The sequence below is a fragment of the Streptomyces sp. NPDC028305 genome (assembly GCF_055569495.1).
Window position 1 is genome coordinate 18,872 of record NZ_JBVHTN010000012.1, and the last position, 16,768, is coordinate 35,639.

Genomic DNA, 16,768 nt, shown 5'->3' on the forward strand with positions numbered 1-16,768 from the left:
ATGAAATCTGCCCTCGGGGTGACACCGGCCCTCCTCGTCTCGACCGTCACGTTCCTGTCGACCGCCGTCGCAATCGCCCCCAGTTCGGCGGCCGTGAGCAGCGCGGCGGCCGGAGAGGTCTATTACGTCGCCCCCAATGGCAGCGACAACGCCGCGGGAACACTGGCCGCTCCCTGGGCATCGATCGCGCATGCGCAGGCCGTCGCCGCAGCGGGTGACACCGTGTATTTCCGGGGCGGCACGTACGCCTACACCCATGGGATCAACAGTTGCAAGAGCCAGACGGACCGGGTCGATGCGATCACCCTGGACAAGAGCGGCAGTTCGGGTCATCCAATCCACTACATGGCCTACCCGGGAGAAAAGCCGGTCTTCAACTTCTCGCGCATGACGGACGACTGCCGGATCAAGGGCTTCGATGTCACCGGCAGTTGGATCCACCTCAAAGGGCTGGAAGTCACCGGTGTCCCGCAGAACAACAACCTGAACCATGAGTCCTGGGGAATCTGGATCTCCGGGAGCAACAACACGTTCGAACAGATCGACACCCATCACCACATGGGCCCCGGCCTGTTCATTCAAAACGGAGGAGGCAACCTCGTCCTCAACTCTGATTCGCACGAAAATTACGACCCGAACAGCTCCGGTGGGGCGGGCGAAAACGCCGACGGATTCGGTGCGCATATCTCTGCCGGAAATCCCGGGAACGTTTTCCGGGGATGTCGCGCATGGTGGAACTCCGACGACGGTTTCGACCTCATCAACGCCTATTCGTCCGTGACCATCGAGAACTCCTGGGCATGGCGGAGCGGATACATACCCGGGACCACCACGGGATCGGGTAACGGAAACGGGTTCAAGGCGGGTGGCTACGGCGGCGACTACGACGCAGGCGCCGTCAAGCACACCGTCCGCACCTCTGTTGCCTTCGCCAACAAGGCAGCGGGCTTCTACGCCAACCATCACCCGCTCGCCAACGACTTCTTCAACAACACCAGTTACGGCAACCACCCCGACTTCAACATGCTGGGAGTCGATTCGAGCGGCGCCGCCGTGGGCCGGGGCAATCTCCGCAACAACATCGCCTACACGGGCACCCTGACGTCGAACATGACCGGCACCAACGCCGCGTACAACTCCTGGAACCTGGGCATCCCGCTGTCGGACGCACAGTTCCAGAGTGTGTCGACGTCCGGCTGGGACGCGCCCCGCCAAACCGGCGGCGGTCTGCCCGTACTGCCCAACCTCCGCCTCGCGGCGAACAGCACCCTGATCAACAAAGGCGTCGATGTCGGTCTGCCCTACAGCGGGCAGGCGCCGGACCTCGGTGCCTTCGAAGTCTCCTGAGCCATCGGCGCCCCGGCCGGGGCGTGGCCCGGTGGTGTGCACGCAGAAAGTGCCTTCCTGCCGCTTCCCAGCGCAGAAGGCACTTTCGCTGTTCCGGTCACGATCCGGACGTCCGGCGGGTGAGACGCGTCGGTCTCACCGCGTGAGTACGTATCGGCCCGTGTTGATTCCCCGGGGCTCCCCAAGTGCCTCGGCCTGCTGGAGAATCGCCTGGTACAGGCGGCGCATGGAGCGACCGGGCTCCACTCCCAAACCTTCGGCGAGCCGCCGACGTGCCTCCTGGAAGGCGGTCAGCGCCTCCGATTGCCGGCCCTCGCGGTACAGCGCGAGCATGAACAATTCCGTGAGCCGTTCGCGTTCCATGTGACGTTCCGCCAACTGTCTCAGCTCGGGGATGGCGACCCGCCCAAGGCCCGCGGTCAGCCGGAGCTCCGTCAGATCCTCATAGACGGTGAGTCTGCGCTCCTCGAGATCCGCGGCGCTGATCCGGCAGCGCACTCCGTCTCGCGCCTCCATCAGGGCCGGTCCGCGCCATAGGCTCAGCGCCTCTGCGAGCAGGCGGCAGGCGGCGACGGGATCGTCCGTCGCGAGTTCGTTGCCAGCATCGGCCAGCGAGGTGAAGCGGACCGCGTCCACCGCGTCGGCGGGCACGTCCAGAACATAGCCGTTCCGGGTGGTGCAGAGCTTCTTGCCGCCGCCCGGGCAGGTCGCCGACATCGCCCTCCGGATTCTGACTATATGCGCGTGTAGAGCATTTCGCGCATTGGTCATGCTCTGGTCCGCCCACAATTCGTCAATAAGCTGTTCGAATGAAATTACTCTACCGGGAGATAAGGCCAGAAGCGTGAGTACCATGCCGGCCCGTCTGGAGGCCATCGGTTTTTTCTTTTCGGCGGTCGATATTTCCAGCGGCCCAAGCACTCTGAACTGCATGATCATCCTCCAGGAATCGACCTAATGATCGAGTCGAATTCTGCCTCCTGGCGGCCGGATCATGGACATACCACCTGAGCAGCGCAGGACAGATCAAACGGTATGGATGGAAGGAAGGACCACAGGATCGAAGCGCGGGGTCGGTGCGGCACCACGGCGAGCTGCATTGAAGTCGCAGCTCGGCCCTCGGGGACTCTCTGCCACACTGCTCGACTGCCCTGACGCGATGCTGACGCCACCACCGGCGGATCGCCGGGCATCGAACCGCGACCGGGTCCCCTCGCGATGCTCGCGCACGCCTTCCTCACCGCGGTCACCGCACTCGAACGCGACCGGCACCAGCCGTCCGACGGCCTGATCCCGCTGCCCCGCGGGCGATCCGCACCTCAGGACTTTCATCGACGGCTGAAAGTCGTGGCCTGTCGCGACCTGCCCGCCTAGGCTCCTCCTTTGTGCGCCTGAGGCGCGGCTGGACTTCCTGGGTCGAGAGCTGCGTGGCGACAGTGGGCCAATTGCTGTACACGGAGACCGATTTACGCGCATCGCCACGGTCAGTCCCTCTACTCGTACATGCGTATTCTGTCCGACTCCGGAGGCGGAGCCCGAAGACCATGACCGATTACGAAACCCTGTCGGCCAAAGAGGCCGGACCCGACGAGTTCCGCGACATGATGAGCGGATTCCCCTCCGGCGTCTCGGTGGTTACCGCCATCGGTACGGACGGCCAGCCGCGCGGAATGACGTGTTCCTCGGTGTGCAGCGTCTCGCTGGCACCTCCGACGATCGTCGTCTGTCTGCGGTACGGGAGCCCGACCCTGGAGGCGGTGCTCGACAGCGAGACCTTCGCGCTCAACCTGCTGCACTCCCGGGCCAAGTCCGTCGCCCTGCTGTTCGCGTCGGGCGATCCCCGACGGTTCGACACGACGCCATGGCGCTCCGGTCCGTCGGCGGGCGGCCCTCATCTGGTGCGGGACGCGCACTCGATAGCGGACTGCGCGGTGATGCTCACCCAGCGGGTGGGCGACCACGTCGCGGTCTTCGGCCGGACGCGGCTGATCGCCCGCCACCAGCAGCACCCTCCCCTGCTGTACGGCCTGCGCGAGTTCCGCCCGTGGGCGGCCACCTGACCGCTGACCGACTCGCGCGCGCGGCGGCCGTCGCCCTGACGGCCGCCGTTCGGCATTGACGTCGATCGGTGATGCCCGGATCCGCTGAGCATCAGTGTCCGATCAGCTTGGCGTCAGGCGGTCTCGAGAGAGTACTCGTGCGGGATGCCATCCGCTGGGTTGGTGAGAATCCGCTGGTTGCCCGACTGAGGCTGCACCGGTCATGCCACGCGCCTTCGAGAGGTTGGTTCATGCAGAGGATCCACTTCGACAGCGGAGACCTGCTTCGGGTCAGCCTCAGGGCCACGGCCGGGGCGGCCATCGAGACCGCACTCGCCCAGCACCAGCTCGCGGTGGGCGGCAACGCTTGTTCCACCGTGTGGCGGCGGCAGGCTGCCGCCTGCCTTCCGAGGCGGGCGTTCACGCCGCCGGCCGGTTCGCCACCCGGGGATCCGGAGATCCCGGCCGGGACGCGCCTGACCGGCGACGGCTTCCTGCCGGAGGTGTGGCGCCGGGCCGTCGCGCCGTACTGGGACCGGCTGGTGGGCCAGCTGGAAGCGGAGTGCGACGCCCGCGGGCGCATCGCGATGGCGGGCGGCGTCCAGCAGTTGCTGGCGACGCTGCACCCGAGGATCAGGTGGCGGAACCCGGTGCTGACGGTCCCCGGCGGCCCGGACGAGGACGTCCACCTGGACGGCCGCGGCCTGGTGCTCTGTCCTTCCGTGTTTCTCAGCCACCGACCCGGGATGGTCGTCCGTCCGCGCCCGAACGACGAACGGGTGCTTCTCGTCTTCGAGGTACCGCTGGACCCCCGGGTTGCCGAGCGGATCTGGGGGGCGCCGCCGCGACCGCAGTCCGCCTCGCTGAACGCGCTGGTCGGCCGCACCCGCGCCGCGGCGTTACGGGTCCTGCGGGTGGGCTGCACCACCAGCCAGCTCGCCGACCGACTGGGTATCTCCGCGGCCGGGGCGAGCCAGCATGCGTCGGTGCTGCGCGAGGCCGGCCTGATCACCACGCGCCGCTTCCGCAACACGGTGCTGCACACCGTGACGCCGCTCGGCATCGCCCTCCTCGACGGGCACGGGTTCGGCTCGAGCTGGAGGGCGGGCGCGCCGCCCCGGCTCGCCGCCGTCCCGTCGCGCAGCGCGCCCGCACTCGGGTGAACCGCCGGCCGGGAGGCCCGGTGGCGCCCCCCTCGGCGCCGGCGGCCGCCTGACGCGCCGGTCACCCGTGGGCTCGACGTGCCAGGGCGCGGCGGTCGAGCTTGCCGCTCAGCGTGAAGGGCAGTGCGGAGACGATCTCCACGCTCGACGGCACCATATGCGGCGGCAGCAGCCCACTCAGATGAACCCGCAGGTCCCGGACGCTGGGCGGGGCCGCGGTCGTCGGCACCACAAAGGCGGCCAGGACCTGCTGCCCCATGCCGTCGCGGACCGGCGTCACAGCGGCACGGGCCACCGCCGGATGGAGGCGCAGCGCGGCCTCGATCTCGGCCGGCTCCACTCGGTGGCCGCGGATCTTGAGCTGCTGGTCGAGCCGCCCGAGGAATTCCACCGATCCGTCGTCCAGGCAGCGCACGCGGTCGCCCGTCCGGTAGGCCCGGGTACCGTCGTCGAGGGATACGAACTGCTCCTTGGTCTGCTCCGGCGCCTGCCAGTATCCGCGTGCCAGCCCGGCGCCTGAGATCAGCAGCTCTCCCGCCGCCCCGTCCGGGACGCGCTCGAGCCGGGTGTCGACCACCCGGATCTCCGTGGCGCGGATGGGGCGGCCTATGGGCACCGTCGCTCCTGGACGCCGCGCTGCCTCGGCCGGCCCCACCTCGTATGTCAGCGAACCGATCGTGGTCTCGGTTGGCCCGTAGTGGTTGATGATCCGGCATCCGCTGCGGCTCCGGACCCTGTCGACAAGCTCCCAGGGCAGCGCCTCCCCTCCGAGGAACAGCGCCTGGTGCGGCAGCACGTCGGCATCCGGATAGCTCAGGAGCGCCGCCAGATGCGAAGGAGTGATCTTCAGGTGGTCGATGGCATGGGTGCGTGCATAGTCCGTGAAGCTCAACGGATCGATGACCACCTCGCTTGGTACGAGGTGGACGCAGCCGCCGGAGAGCAGCGCGGGGAACACCGCGGTGTTCCCGAGATCGGTGGCGAGGCTCGTGACGCTGGCGAACGATCGGGGCTCGTCGGCGCAGCGCAGCAGGGACACCATGTGGCGGGAGTAGTTCGCCAGTCCGCCGTGGGTCACCGCCACGCCCTTGGGGGCGCCGGTCGACCCCGACGTGTACACCAGACAGGCGAGATCCGCGGGGTCCGGGGGTTGCAGGCGGACGGTCGGTGCCTGCGGCAGATCGCCGAGCCGGATCGCTGTCCCGGTGAATCCTGGCTGGGGTTGATCGGTGAGGAGGATACGGGCCTGTGAATCGGCCAGCTGCGCCGTCAGCCTGCTCTGTGGTTGTTCCGCGTCCAGGCAGACATACGGCGCCCCGGAGCGCAGCACGCCCAGTAACGCGACCAACTGCTCGGTTCCGCGTGCGGCCAGCACGGCCACCGGCTCGTCCGTCGTCGCGCCCTGGGCGACGAGTGCATGCGCGAGGCGTGCTGTCGCGCGGTCCAGCTCCGCATAGGTCAGACGTCCGCCGTCACCGACCAGCGCGGGGCGGTCCGGCCATCGGGCTACCTGCTGCTGGAATTGCTCCATTACCGTGTGTTCAACTGACATGAAAGCCTCCCCGGCGTGGAACCGGGAAGTTCCACGGGTAATAGTCAGTGGACTTGACGAGACCCGTCCTGGTGCAGGCGGATATCCGGATCTTGTGGTCTGGAGTACGGCGGATGAACCGCCCCGGGTCGAATGGAGACCCCATTTCCGAGCACGGCTGCAAGATCGCTCCTTCCACGTACTACTCTCGCGGGAAACGCCTCGAAACTAAACTCGTCAGATCTCTACCGAACGCGGCGCGGTTCACCGGTGCCTGGGGTGATCAACCACATCGCTGGTCGCCGCGGTGGTCTTTGACATCGGCATCGCCACGGAGCGCGGCGAACCCGCCACGGACCATCTCCCAGATTCGGGTCAGCTCGGCGACGGACTGGCCGGCGGTGAGGTTGTGCCTCCGCGCCCGCTGCCGGATGGTGATCTCGGCGCCAGTGACCAAGTGTGTGGCCAAGGCGGCAACGGCTGCCCGATCGGTGACCGTTCCCAGTTGGGCTTCGTGTGCATGCCGCAGCTGCTGATGGATCGCCGGCACCCAGGCCGAGAACCAGTCCGGTTCCCCGGACTGCTCTCGCGCCAGTCGGGCGGCCGCGCGGACCGCCACGTCGCTTTCGAGCAGCCCGGTCAGTGCCAGCGTCAACGAGACCACCGCCTGGACAGATTCCTCACGGCGCGCCGTAACCGCTGCGACCAGTGTCGTGGTGGCGGCACCGCCCTGCTCCCGGACCGCGACCGCGAGTTCTTCCTTGTTGGAGAAGTGGAAGGTCAGAGCCCCGACCGATACGCCGGCGGCGCGGGAGACCCGCGACAGGGACGCCCCGCTGTAGCCGTTCCGGTCGAACTCGCCGGCCGCCGCGCTGACCAGGGCCTGACGGGTGCGGGCTGCCCTTGGTTGCATCGTCGTGATCCTTCCCGCGGAGGGCACACCGTAACCGTGACCAATTGGCGGCTGCGTGAAAACCCTTGCAAAAAGAAACCATTTTATTATTATTGTACGGGGGTGAGCAATGATCAGGCGACCCGCTCTCGTTGGCGGAGATACCCGGCCAGAACCGCAGCACGCCGGAACCCGCACCGGGCCGGTTCAGCGGAGCCGAGAAGCCCATCCGCGTCCTGATCGCCGAAGGAGATGCGTCCTCGCTCGACCTAATGGATACTACGGCTGACGTCGACCACGGGGGGCCTAACGGTGCATCACTCATCCGTATTAGCATGATCACCGCCATGAGGAAGGTACGGGGGCGTGGAGATAGAGGTGCGGCATGCGCGTATCGTCGAGATGATCAATGCGACTGGGAGTCTGTCGAAAGCCGCGATGAAGATCGGCATACCGCAACCGAGCCTGTCGGCCCAGTTGCGAAGAATTGAGAAGGCCGTGGGTGGGAGCCTGTTCGTACGCTCCCGGAGCGGCGTCACACCCACCCCGCTCGGAGAGCGGGTCATCCCCATGCTCGCGGCGCTGGCGGAGCAGGCCGACGCGGTCATCGCCGAGGCGGCCGTCGACACGTCCAGCACACTGCGGTTCGGGACCGCCGAGTGGACACCGCCGACCCTGCGCGGTGCGCTGCGCTCGATGCTTCCCAATATCGACATGCGGACCGAGACCATCCTTCCGGCGGACGCCGTCGACACGGTGCAGCGAGGTGCACTCGGTGCGGCGATGGTGTCGAGCATGGACTCGATCGTTCCGATCGAGCTTTCCGACCGCGACCTCGCCAAGGCGACGATCGTTCGCGATCCGGTCTGGCTGGCGCTGCCGGTCCGCCACCCTCTCGCGGACCACAGCGTCCTGAGCGCCTCTCAGTTGGAAGGGCTGTGGTGGATCGGCTATGCCCGACAGCACTGGTTCTCCCCCGTCGAACGACATCTGCTCGACGGGCTGGGCCAGCGCGATCGCAGCGTCTCGCACTATGCGGGGGGATATCACGAGGCCATGAGCTGGGTGCGGCATGTCGGCGCGGCCGCCCTCACCCCGCTGACGGGCGCCACGTCCGACGTCCGCGTCGTTCCACTGGCCGACACCCATTACACGGAGCTGACGCTGGTGTGGCACAAGGACGCGATGAGCAGTGGCACCGCACGTCAGCTGGTGGAGGTCATTCGCCGTTACTACTACCAATATGCGTGGTCCTTTCCGGGCTATCGATCGTGGCTGGGCGCCCTGACCGACGTACCGTCGGAGGTCCCTGACCCATCGCGCCTGGTGACGGCGGACAGCTCACCTGGTTTTTGAGTGGGCCCCCGCGGCGGCAGGCCGGGGGTTTACCTGCCGCCGCGGGGCTGTGCCGCAGACTCCGTCAGCACCCGGGGTCTGCCGCACGGGTAGGGTCCGGCCGGACAAGGGCAGCCCGGCCGGCCGTGGTCATGGAGCGACGGTGGCTTCCACAGGCCTCGCCCGCAGCGCGACCCACGTCGGGAACAGGATCGTCGCGAACGTCAGCGCCACCGCGGTCCCGACGATCGTCGGGTAGATCCACCCAGGCCCGCCGGGCAGCACCGACCCGTCCAGGGCGATCCCGAACGGGATCAGTGCCCCGGCGGCGACCCCGGTGCCGAGCAGGATGCCGACCAGCGCCGTCACCAGCGCCTCGACCGACATCATCCACATCACCTGGCTGCGGGTCGAGCCGATCAACCGTTGCAGCGCGAACTCGCTGCGCCGCTCGGCGGTCGCCACCATCAGCGAGTTGATCAGCGCGATCACCGCATAGCCGACCACCACCGCGGCCAGCAGGAAGCTCGCCACCCGGCCGGTCTCATCGCCCTGCTCGTGCGCCGCGGTCGCTTCCGAGCGGTCCGCGACGACGAGCCCTGGCACATCGCCCGCCGCCTTCCGCAGCGCCGTCTTCAGGTCCGAGGACGACACCCCCGGCTTCGCCTTCACCAGGATCTGCGGCAGCAGGCCGTCCGTTGTGCGCGGCAGCAGCGCCTCCGCGGGCACCATCGCGTAGCCGAACCCGCGCGGCGGGGTGAACGATCCGACGACCGTCATCGTCGTCGCCTCTCCGTTGCCCCAGCGCAGCCTCACCCGGTCGCCGATGTCCTTGTCGTTGTCGCGCAGCACATCCGTGGGCAGCACGATGCTGTCGCCGGTCAGTTTCCCGTAGTCGCCCTTCACCACCGGGCGCGCGATCGTCTGCCTTGCGCCGGACGCCGAGACCCCCTGGAGGTCGAGCCGGCTCGGCCTGACCCGACGATCCGCGTCGTTGTCGCCCTTGCCCTCGTCGAGGACTTTTTCCAGACGCCCCCCGCTGGACACCGAAGCGGACGCTCCGGCGACCTGCGGGAGGCGGGAGAGCGTGTCCACGAGCGACGGTGGGAGAGCACCGTTCTGCGAGCTGACCACGGCGTCCGCCTTCAGGCCGTCGGCGAATATCCGGTTGCTGGCGTCGTCCTGACTGGTCTGGAGGTAGATCAGTGCCGTGGCCAGCCCGGTCGCCAGCATGATCGGGATGACCGCCGAGGCCAGCCGGACCCTGCGCACATACGCGTTCAGCATCGCCAGCTGCCCCGACAGCCCGGTGAACCAGCCGACCGGCCACCGCAGCGCAGCCGCCAGCCAGCGGCACAGGCCCGGGGACACCAGGGCGATCCCGACCGCCCACAGCATCGCGGAGGGCGCGGCCGTGCTCGCCGCGATCGGCCCGGTCATCACCGAAGCCGTCACGATCGCGAGCGCGGTCGCACCGCCCAGGAACAGGAACGCCAGGATCATGCGGATCGGGCTGATCCAGCGGGTCTGGAGCGTCGCCTCCGCCATCGCCTCGGTCGGCCGGACCTTCGACACCCGGCGGGAGGCGATGAACGCGGCGGCCAGCGCCGCGAACAGCGTGGCGCCGAAGCCGACGAGCCGCGGGATGAATCCCATGCTGAAGATCATCACGCCCGGGATCAGATCCTGATCGACCAGGACGTCGTACATGAAGTGACCGAACGCGAGGCCCGGTGCGAGCGACAGGCCGGCCGCGACCACCGCGATCACCGCCGTTTCCGCCATCACCATGCGGCGCAACTGCCCCGGCGTGACCCCGGTCGTGCGCAGCAGCGCCATCTCCCGGCGGCGCTGCTGCATCAGCATGCCCACCGTGCTGCCCACGACGAAGATCGCGACCATGGTGGCCAGGCCGCCGAACGCGCCCGCCAGCGGGATCAGGTTCTGCTTGCCGCTGATCGCGTCCGGGAACTCGGCGACCCCCCGGTCGTCGCCGTGGAGTACCTGGGCACCGCGGCCCGCGACGGCGTCACCGATCGCGTCGGTGAGCGTCGCCAGGTTGGTGCCCGGGGCGGCGAGCACCCCGATGTCGTCGATCTTTCCGGGCCGGTCGTACAGCCGAGTGGCCTCGTCGTCGGAGAACAGCAGCGCGGACTCGGTGGCGGTCCGGCTCTCGGCGATTCCGGTGACCCGGAAGTCGTGCGGGATGCCGCGCACCGACGCCTTCAGCCGCTGGCCCGGCCGCAGGCCCAGCTTTTTCGCGGTGGCGCTGTCCACCACGACCTCGCCGGACACGGTCGGCTTGGCGCCCGCGACCAGCTTGTACGGCGAGAGCGACGCGCTGGACCAGCCGTGCCCGGACGCGTCGGCAGGCCGGCCGGCCAGCGCGGTGATCGGCACCGAGATGTCCGGCACGGCCGCGGCCACGCCGGGCACCTTGGCCACGGCGTCCACCAGGTTCTCGTCCAGCAACACCCGCTCGGTCATCGGCTCGGTGGCGGTGCCGACCGCGTGGCCGGGGTAATCCTGGCTGCCGGTCACCACGACGGGCGCCGCGGCCAGCCGCTCGGCCTTGACGTTGGCGCGGATGCCGGTCTCCAGCAGACCGCCGCAGCCCTGTACGACGACGGCGCCGACGAACAGCGCGATCAGCGACGCGAGGAACCCGCCCTTGCGGTAGCGCAGGGTCTTGAGCGCGAGACGCAGCATCAGACCATCCGTTCCGCGCCCACGGCCTGCTGCTTCCGGGCCCAGGCGCCGAGTTGGGTCATCTGCCTGGCCACCTGCTGGACGGTGGGCCGTTGGAGCTCGGCGCTCACCTGACCGTCCACCAGGAACACCACGCGGTCGGCGTGCGACGCCGCCACCGGGTCGTGCGTCACGATCACCGCGGTCTGCTCGCCGGAATTCACCGCCTCGCGCAACAGTCCCAGGATCTCCAGCGCGGTCTCGGTGTCCAGTGCTCCTGTCGGCTCGTCTCCGAACAGCAGGACCGGCCGGGTGACCAGGGCGCGGGCGATCGCCACGCGCTGCTGCTGACCGCCGGAGAGCTCGCCCGGGCGGTGCTTGCGCCGGGACGTGAGGCCGGTGCGCTCGATGACCTCGTCCACCAGCCTGCGGTTGGGCCGTTTGCCCGCCAGCCGCAGCGGGAGCGTCACGTTGTCCACCACGTTCAGGGCGGGCAGCAGATTGAAACTCTGGAAGACGAACCCGATCCGGTTCCTGCGCAGCTTGGTCAACGCGCGCTCTTTCATCGCCGTCAGGTCCTCGCCCTCCAGGAAGACCTGGCCGGACGTCGGCCGATCCAGGAGGGCGGCGCAGTGCAGGAAGGTGCTCTTGCCGGAGCCGGAGGGCCCCATCACGGCGGTGAAGGTGTGGCGCTGGAAGCCGAGCGACACCCCGGCCAGCGCCGCCACACTGTTGCGCGAGCGCCCGTACACCTTGCGGACGTCCTGTAAGCGCAGCAGCTCGTCCGTGGTCGGCCGCCCTTGCATCGAGCGCATGAAGATCTCCTTGGTCTCGGGGAATTCCATCAGTTCGGGCCGATCACAGGAGGCGTCGAAGCACGATGGAGCTGGAAAATGCTGGTGCTGAAGAACGTGTGGGCACCATTGACGAACCGCAGTTCGAATGCGCCGATGTGCTCGGCGGTGAATCCGCCGAAAGCAGGGCCCGCGACGCAGCAGAACTTCGTCCGCATGGCGCTCCCGAAATCTGAGATCTGACGGATGCACAGGTCGTAGCCCAAATCGCGGTGCGGATGACGACACTAGCGGAACTGCGCCGTCCCGGAACATGGGGCTAGCCCTACCTTCGACCGGTGGACAACCCGCTATAACCGCGTCAGCCGCGCGTCAGCCGCGCGTCAGCCATTTGTCAGTGAGGGGCATGCGCGCGGATGTGTCAAGGGCAAGACGAAGGGGCGCCCCCGACTGTCCCAGAGTGATCCGGTCCCAGGCGGACCGGATCACCGCAGGCGGAGGCGCCCCTCTTCGCTCATCTTCAGTCCTCGGCGGGCACGCCCTCGATGGCGTAGAGCTCCGCACCGCCGCTGAAGTACGGCATCGCCACCGCACGGGTGAACCGGAAGCCACTCGCGGAGAGCAGAGTCCGCCACTCCAGTTCGGTGCGCTCCTTGCCGCCGTTCATCAGCATCATGGTCAGGTCCAGCATCCGCGCCAGGCCCGGCTCGTTGCCCGCCGGCACGATCCGCTCCAGGATGACCACCCGGCCGCCGGGTCTGACCGAGTCCCGCATCCGGCGCAGTGCGCGAACGCTCTGCTCGTCGTCCATCGCGTGCAGCACACAGCTGATCAGGTAGGCGTCGCCCTCGGGGAGCTCGTCGAACGCGCTGCCCTCGCGCACCTCGACGCGGTCCTCCACACCCGCCTCCTTGAAGTGGCGCATGGTGCGGTCGATTCCGGCGGAGATCTCCACCAGCACGCCCTTCATCTCGGGGTGCTCGTGCAGCACGGCGGCGAGCATCGAGCCCGTTCCGCCTCCGACGTCGACCAGGGTGCCGATGCCGTCGAAGGGGTACGTCCGCGGCAGCGGCAGCTGCTCGGTCCAGGTGGCGGCGCCCATTCCCTTGCGGAACGCGTTCCCGGTGTCCTCCACCGTGTTCAGGTAGTCCCACAGCGGCATGCCGTACTCGATGTCGAACGCGCGGTCGCCGGTGCGCACGGCCTCGGACAGCGCCCCGTAGGCCCGGTAGACCTCTCGGCCGTAGAACAGCACGAGGTCCTTGACCGAGTCCTCGGTGTCGGAGCGCAGGAAGTCGGCCAGCGGGGTCGTCCCGAACCGCCGGTTCTCCTCCTCACGGAAGTATCCGGCGCCGGCCAGGGCGCGCATCAGCCGGTAGAGCGACTCCGGGTGTGTGCGGGTCAGCTCCGCCAGTTCGTCGATGCCACGCGCTCCATCGGCCAGATGATCGGCCACCCGCAGCCGTGCGGCGGAGTACACCGCGGCGCTCAGCCACCCCGCGTACATGGTCTCACGCACCCGAACACTGCTCACTTCGCTCATAGCCTGTCCTTTGAGTGTCTTTGAATCGCCTCGATCGGATGCGATGAGGCACCGGCAATACCTCGAAAACCTAAAAACGCACGAGTCTGAGCCCGTCCGCAGCCGAGGATCCCGGACCGCTGACGGACTTCACCCGTTGTCGGCCGAGTGGCCGACCAGGTTGAGGAACACGTCGTCCAGCGTCGGCCTGCGCAGCACGAAGTCCGCGACGTCGACGCCCGCCTCGCGGAGGGCGATCGCGGCGGCACCGACGCCCTGGGCGCCGTCGTTGAGCTGAACCGAGACCCGCCCGGTCACAGCGTCCACGGTGGGCGGCGACTGGGCGATCGGGGCGAGCGCGCGCACCGCCGCCGCGGTGGTGACGGCGACCTCGTCGGCGCCGGCCGAGGCGACCAACTGCACCTCCAGCCGGTCCTCGCCCACCTTGCGCTTGAGCTCGTCCGGCGTGCCCGCCGCGATCACCCGGCCCGACTCGATCACCACGATCTCGTCGGCCAGCCAGTCGGCCTCGTCCAGGTACTGGGTGGTGAGCAGAACAGTCATGCCGTCGTCGACCAGGCCGCGAACGGTGCTCCACAGGACGATCCGGCTCGCCGGGTCGAGACCGACCGTCGGCTCGTCCAGGAACAGCACCTCCGGCGACCCGATCAGGCAGCTGGCCAGGTCCAGCCGTCTGCGCATGCCGCCGGAGTAGGTGCCCGCCGGGCGGTCGGCGGCCTGGGTCAGCTCGAACCGCCGCACCAGCTCATCCGCGCGTTCCCGCGCGACCCGCCGGCTCATGTGCAGCAGTCTGCCGAACATCACCAGGTTCTCGCGGCCGGTGAGCAGTTCGTCGACCGCCGCGTACTGCCCGGCCAGCCCGATCCGCCTGCGCACCTGTGCCGGCTCGCGGGCCACGTCGAACCCGGCCACCTCGGCTCGGCCGCCGCTCGGCTCCAGCAGCGTGGACAGGATTCGGACCGCGGTGGTCTTGCCCGCCCCGTTGGGGCCGAGCAGGCCCAGCACCGTACCCGCGCCCACGTCGAGGTCGATGCCGGCCAGCGCGGTCACCCCGCCATAGCGCCGGGCGAGGCCTTCTGCCCTGATGGCGGACGTCACCGCTGGGCCACGCGATCCCGCAGCGACTTGGGCCGCATGTCGCTCCAGTGCGTCTCCACGTACTCCACCGCCTCGGCCCGGGTGCTCTCCTCGTGCACGACGGTCCAGCCGTCCGGCACCTCGGCGAACGACGGCCAGAGCGAGTACTGCTCCTCCGAATTGGTGAGCACCACGAAAGTGCCGTTCTCGTCGTCAAAGGGATTGCCGCTCATTTCTCCACTCCTCCTTTACGCGATTTCACCGTTCCGCGGTGAGTGCAACCGGCAGCCCTACGTACCCGTAGACGAAATTGGAGTACAGTCGCCGCGGCTCGCCGCGCAGTTCGATTTCCGCGACCTGGTCGCGCAACGCCTCCAGCACCGCGGAAACGTGCGCGCGCCCCAGGAACGCGCCGATGCAGTAATGCGGGCCGTGGCCGAACGCGACGTGCCGGTTGGGCTTGCGGCCGAGGTCGAACCGCTGGGCGTCCGGGAAGACGTCGTCGTCGAAGTTCGCCGAGGAGTTCCACAGGGTCACCACGTCGCCCGCGCGGATCACCTCGTCCCCCACCGGCACGTCCTCGAGCGCGCGGCGCCCGAAATGCATGGCAGGTGTCGTCCAGCGCAGCACTTCCTCGGTGGCGTCGGCGAGGCTGACCTCCCCGTTCTTCAGGGCCCGCCACTGGTCCGGGTGCTCGGTGAACGCGATCAGCGCGCCGATCGAGGACATCCGGCTGGACTCGTCCGCGCCGAGCACCAGGCTGTAGCAGTTGAAGACGATCTCGTCCTCGGACAGTGGCTCGCCGTCCACCAGTCCGGTGGCCAGCGCGCTGATGACGTCCTCCCCCGGCGACTTGCGGCGCTGCTTGGCCAGCTCACCGAAGTAGAGCAGGATCTCGTTGCGTGCCAGCCACTCCTCCACCTGCGAGTCGTCCTCGTCGTAGCGGGAGAGGGTGCGGTTGTTCCACTCGACCAGCTTGCCGCGGTCGGCGACCGGGATGTCCATCAGGTCGCCGATGGTGTTGATCGGGATGTGGTCCGCGACATCGGTGGCGAAGTCCGCCTCCCGCCGCGCGACGACGTCCGCGATCAGCTGCTGGGTACGTCTGCGCACCAGCTGGCCGACGTGCTCCAGTACCCGCGGCGAGAACGACTTCAGCATCAGCTTGCGGGTCTCGCGGTGCCGGAGGCCGTCGGTGACGGCGAGCATCTTGCCGCCCGCGGAGTCACCGCCCTGGAGCAGCGTGGACAGCACGTTGCCCTTCTCCGACGTGAACCGCTTGTTGTCCTTGTAGACCGCCAGCACATCGTCATAGCGGGATATGGCCCAGAATCCGGGCCGGTCCTCGGCGGGCGGATTCCAGTGGACCGGCGCCTCGGCGCGCAGCTCGCGCCACATCGCCGGCAGGTCGACGTCGAGATACGTACGCGGGTCGGCCAGGTCCGGGAACCGCAGGTCTTCGCGCGCGTCGGCCGGTTGCGCGGTCATGACGTCTCCCTCGGCATCGAAACTCCTTCGGTGGGACTTGTCAGTACTGACTGGTCCGGTAGCGCCGCATGCTGATCACGCCGGTGATCAGCAGCACGGCCGCGAGGGACACCACGCACACGAGGGCGGAGTGGGTGGCGGCGAACCCGGAGACGTTCTGCGGGTTGCCCCACAGCTCGCGCACCGCCGTGACCACGGCGCTGACCGGGTTCCACTCGGCGACCGGGCGGACCAGCGCGGGCATCTTGTCGGGCGAGATGAACCCGGTGGACAGGAACGAGAACAGCACCGCGATGAGGCCGCCGACCGACTCGATGGTCTCCAGGTTGCGCCAGAGCAGGCCGAGCATGATGCCGACCCAGACCATGGCGTAGATGAACACGGCCGCCACCCCGAACCCCGCCAGCACGGACAGCGGGTCGGTGTGCGGGCGCCAGCCGAGGATCAGGCCGGCGAGGGTGACCACGGCGATGCCCAGCACGCCCATCACCAGATCGCCGAGCGAGTTGCCGATCAGCACCGTGGCCCTGGAGATCGGCAGCGAGCGCATCCGGTCGACGAGTCCGCTGCGCAGGTCCAGCGCGACGGCCACCGCCGTGGGCGTGATGCCGGCCAGGCCCACCTGCATCAGCCCACCGGCGAAGATGTACTCGGTGTAGTCGGTGTTGCCGGGCGCCACCACCGATCCGCCGAGCAGATAGCCGAACGCCACCAGCACGATGATCGGGTTCATGATGATTCCGACCATCCTGCCGGGCGCGCGGCGCAGCCTGCGCAGCCGTCGGCCCGCCACCGTCTCGATCTCGATCATGGCCGATGCCAGGGCACGCTCCCGGACCCGCAACACCTCCGTGGTCATGCCGCACTACCT

Annotated in this window: 15 protein-coding genes; 5 read left to right on the forward strand and 10 right to left on the reverse strand. The window is 68.6% G+C overall.

What is annotated here, in order from left to right:
* Positions 1 to 1,347 (forward strand): right-handed parallel beta-helix repeat-containing protein, encoded by a 1,347-nt coding sequence (locus ACZ4WQ_RS42125; RefSeq protein ID WP_468022816.1) that lies wholly within the window; start codon positions 1 to 3, stop codon positions 1,345 to 1,347.
* A gap of 135 nt (positions 1,348 to 1,482) precedes the next feature.
* Here the strand turns inward: ACZ4WQ_RS42125 and ACZ4WQ_RS42130 are convergent, their stop codons facing one another.
* Positions 1,483 to 2,286 (reverse strand): AfsR/SARP family transcriptional regulator, encoded by an 804-nt coding sequence (locus tag ACZ4WQ_RS42130; RefSeq protein ID WP_385338503.1) that lies wholly within the window; start codon positions 2,284 to 2,286, stop codon positions 1,483 to 1,485.
* Between the two features lie 605 nt (positions 2,287 to 2,891).
* On the opposite strand from ACZ4WQ_RS42130, the gene ACZ4WQ_RS42135 reads away from it, so the two are divergent.
* On the forward strand, positions 2,892 to 3,407 hold the full coding sequence (locus ACZ4WQ_RS42135) for a flavin reductase family protein (RefSeq protein ID WP_311721798.1): 516 nt from the start codon (positions 2,892 to 2,894) through the stop codon (positions 3,405 to 3,407).
* A 230-nt stretch (positions 3,408 to 3,637) separates the two neighbouring features.
* Positions 3,638 to 4,549 carry an ArsR/SmtB family transcription factor gene (locus tag ACZ4WQ_RS42140; protein ID WP_398372956.1) on the forward strand — a complete coding sequence of 304 codons (912 nt, stop codon included), beginning with the start codon at positions 3,638 to 3,640 and terminating at the stop codon, positions 4,547 to 4,549.
* A gap of 61 nt (positions 4,550 to 4,610) precedes the next feature.
* Here ACZ4WQ_RS42140 and ACZ4WQ_RS42145 read toward each other — a convergent pair whose 3' ends face one another.
* Together ACZ4WQ_RS42145 and ACZ4WQ_RS42150 are read right to left on the reverse strand one after the other, a co-directional pair.
* Positions 4,611 to 6,101, reverse strand: a complete 1,491-nt coding sequence (locus ACZ4WQ_RS42145; protein ID WP_311721796.1) for an amino acid adenylation domain-containing protein — start codon at positions 6,099 to 6,101, stop codon at positions 4,611 to 4,613.
* A gap of 262 nt (positions 6,102 to 6,363) precedes the next feature.
* The gene (locus ACZ4WQ_RS42150; RefSeq protein ID WP_398896205.1) at positions 6,364 to 7,020 is read right to left on the reverse strand and encodes a TetR family transcriptional regulator; all 657 of its coding nucleotides are present in this window, start codon (positions 7,018 to 7,020) and stop codon (positions 6,364 to 6,366) included.
* A gap of 318 nt (positions 7,021 to 7,338) precedes the next feature.
* On the opposite strand from ACZ4WQ_RS42150, the gene ACZ4WQ_RS42155 reads away from it, so the two are divergent.
* A complete protein-coding gene (locus ACZ4WQ_RS42155; protein ID WP_311721794.1) occupies positions 7,339 to 8,328 on the forward strand; it encodes a LysR family transcriptional regulator in 990 nt (329 codons plus the stop codon).
* Between the two features lie 129 nt (positions 8,329 to 8,457).
* On the opposite strand, the gene ACZ4WQ_RS42160 is transcribed toward ACZ4WQ_RS42155, so the two are convergent.
* Positions 8,458 to 11,016: an FtsX-like permease family protein gene (locus ACZ4WQ_RS42160; protein WP_311721793.1), complete on the reverse strand. Its 2,559-nt coding sequence runs from the start codon at positions 11,014 to 11,016 to the stop codon at positions 8,458 to 8,460.
* Positions 11,016 to 11,810, reverse strand: a complete 795-nt coding sequence (locus tag ACZ4WQ_RS42165; RefSeq protein WP_311721792.1) for an ABC transporter ATP-binding protein — start codon at positions 11,808 to 11,810, stop codon at positions 11,016 to 11,018. Before ACZ4WQ_RS42165 ends, ACZ4WQ_RS42160 begins: the two co-directional genes overlap by 1 nt.
* Positions 11,811 to 11,875: 65 nt before the next feature.
* Between ACZ4WQ_RS42165 and ACZ4WQ_RS42170 the strand changes: the two genes are divergently transcribed.
* Complete coding sequence (locus ACZ4WQ_RS42170; RefSeq protein ID WP_311721791.1) at positions 11,876 to 12,025, forward strand: hypothetical protein; 150 nt, start codon at positions 11,876 to 11,878, stop codon at positions 12,023 to 12,025.
* Between the two features lie 284 nt (positions 12,026 to 12,309).
* Here the strand turns inward: ACZ4WQ_RS42170 and ACZ4WQ_RS42175 are convergent, their stop codons facing one another.
* The 5 genes from ACZ4WQ_RS42175 to ACZ4WQ_RS42195 all read right to left on the reverse strand — a co-directional run bounded on the left by ACZ4WQ_RS42175 (position 12,310) and on the right by ACZ4WQ_RS42195 (position 16,756).
* Positions 12,310 to 13,332, reverse strand: a complete 1,023-nt coding sequence (locus ACZ4WQ_RS42175; protein ID WP_385338514.1) for a methyltransferase — start codon at positions 13,330 to 13,332, stop codon at positions 12,310 to 12,312.
* 129 nt (positions 13,333 to 13,461) lie between these two features.
* A complete protein-coding gene (locus tag ACZ4WQ_RS42180; protein WP_358843074.1) occupies positions 13,462 to 14,430 on the reverse strand; it encodes an ATP-binding cassette domain-containing protein in 969 nt (322 codons plus the stop codon).
* Positions 14,427 to 14,642, reverse strand: coding sequence for an MbtH family protein (locus tag ACZ4WQ_RS42185; RefSeq protein ID WP_311721788.1), 216 nt, complete (start codon positions 14,640 to 14,642; stop codon positions 14,427 to 14,429). The genes ACZ4WQ_RS42180 and ACZ4WQ_RS42185 overlap by 4 nt, the downstream gene beginning before the upstream one ends.
* A 25-nt stretch (positions 14,643 to 14,667) precedes the next feature.
* Positions 14,668 to 15,897, reverse strand: coding sequence for a cytochrome P450 (locus ACZ4WQ_RS42190; RefSeq protein WP_311721787.1), 1,230 nt, complete (start codon positions 15,895 to 15,897; stop codon positions 14,668 to 14,670).
* Between the two features lie 40 nt (positions 15,898 to 15,937).
* Positions 15,938 to 16,756: an ABC transporter permease gene (locus ACZ4WQ_RS42195; RefSeq protein WP_468022817.1), complete on the reverse strand. Its 819-nt coding sequence runs from the start codon at positions 16,754 to 16,756 to the stop codon at positions 15,938 to 15,940.
* Positions 16,757 to 16,768: the final 12 nt, after the last annotated feature.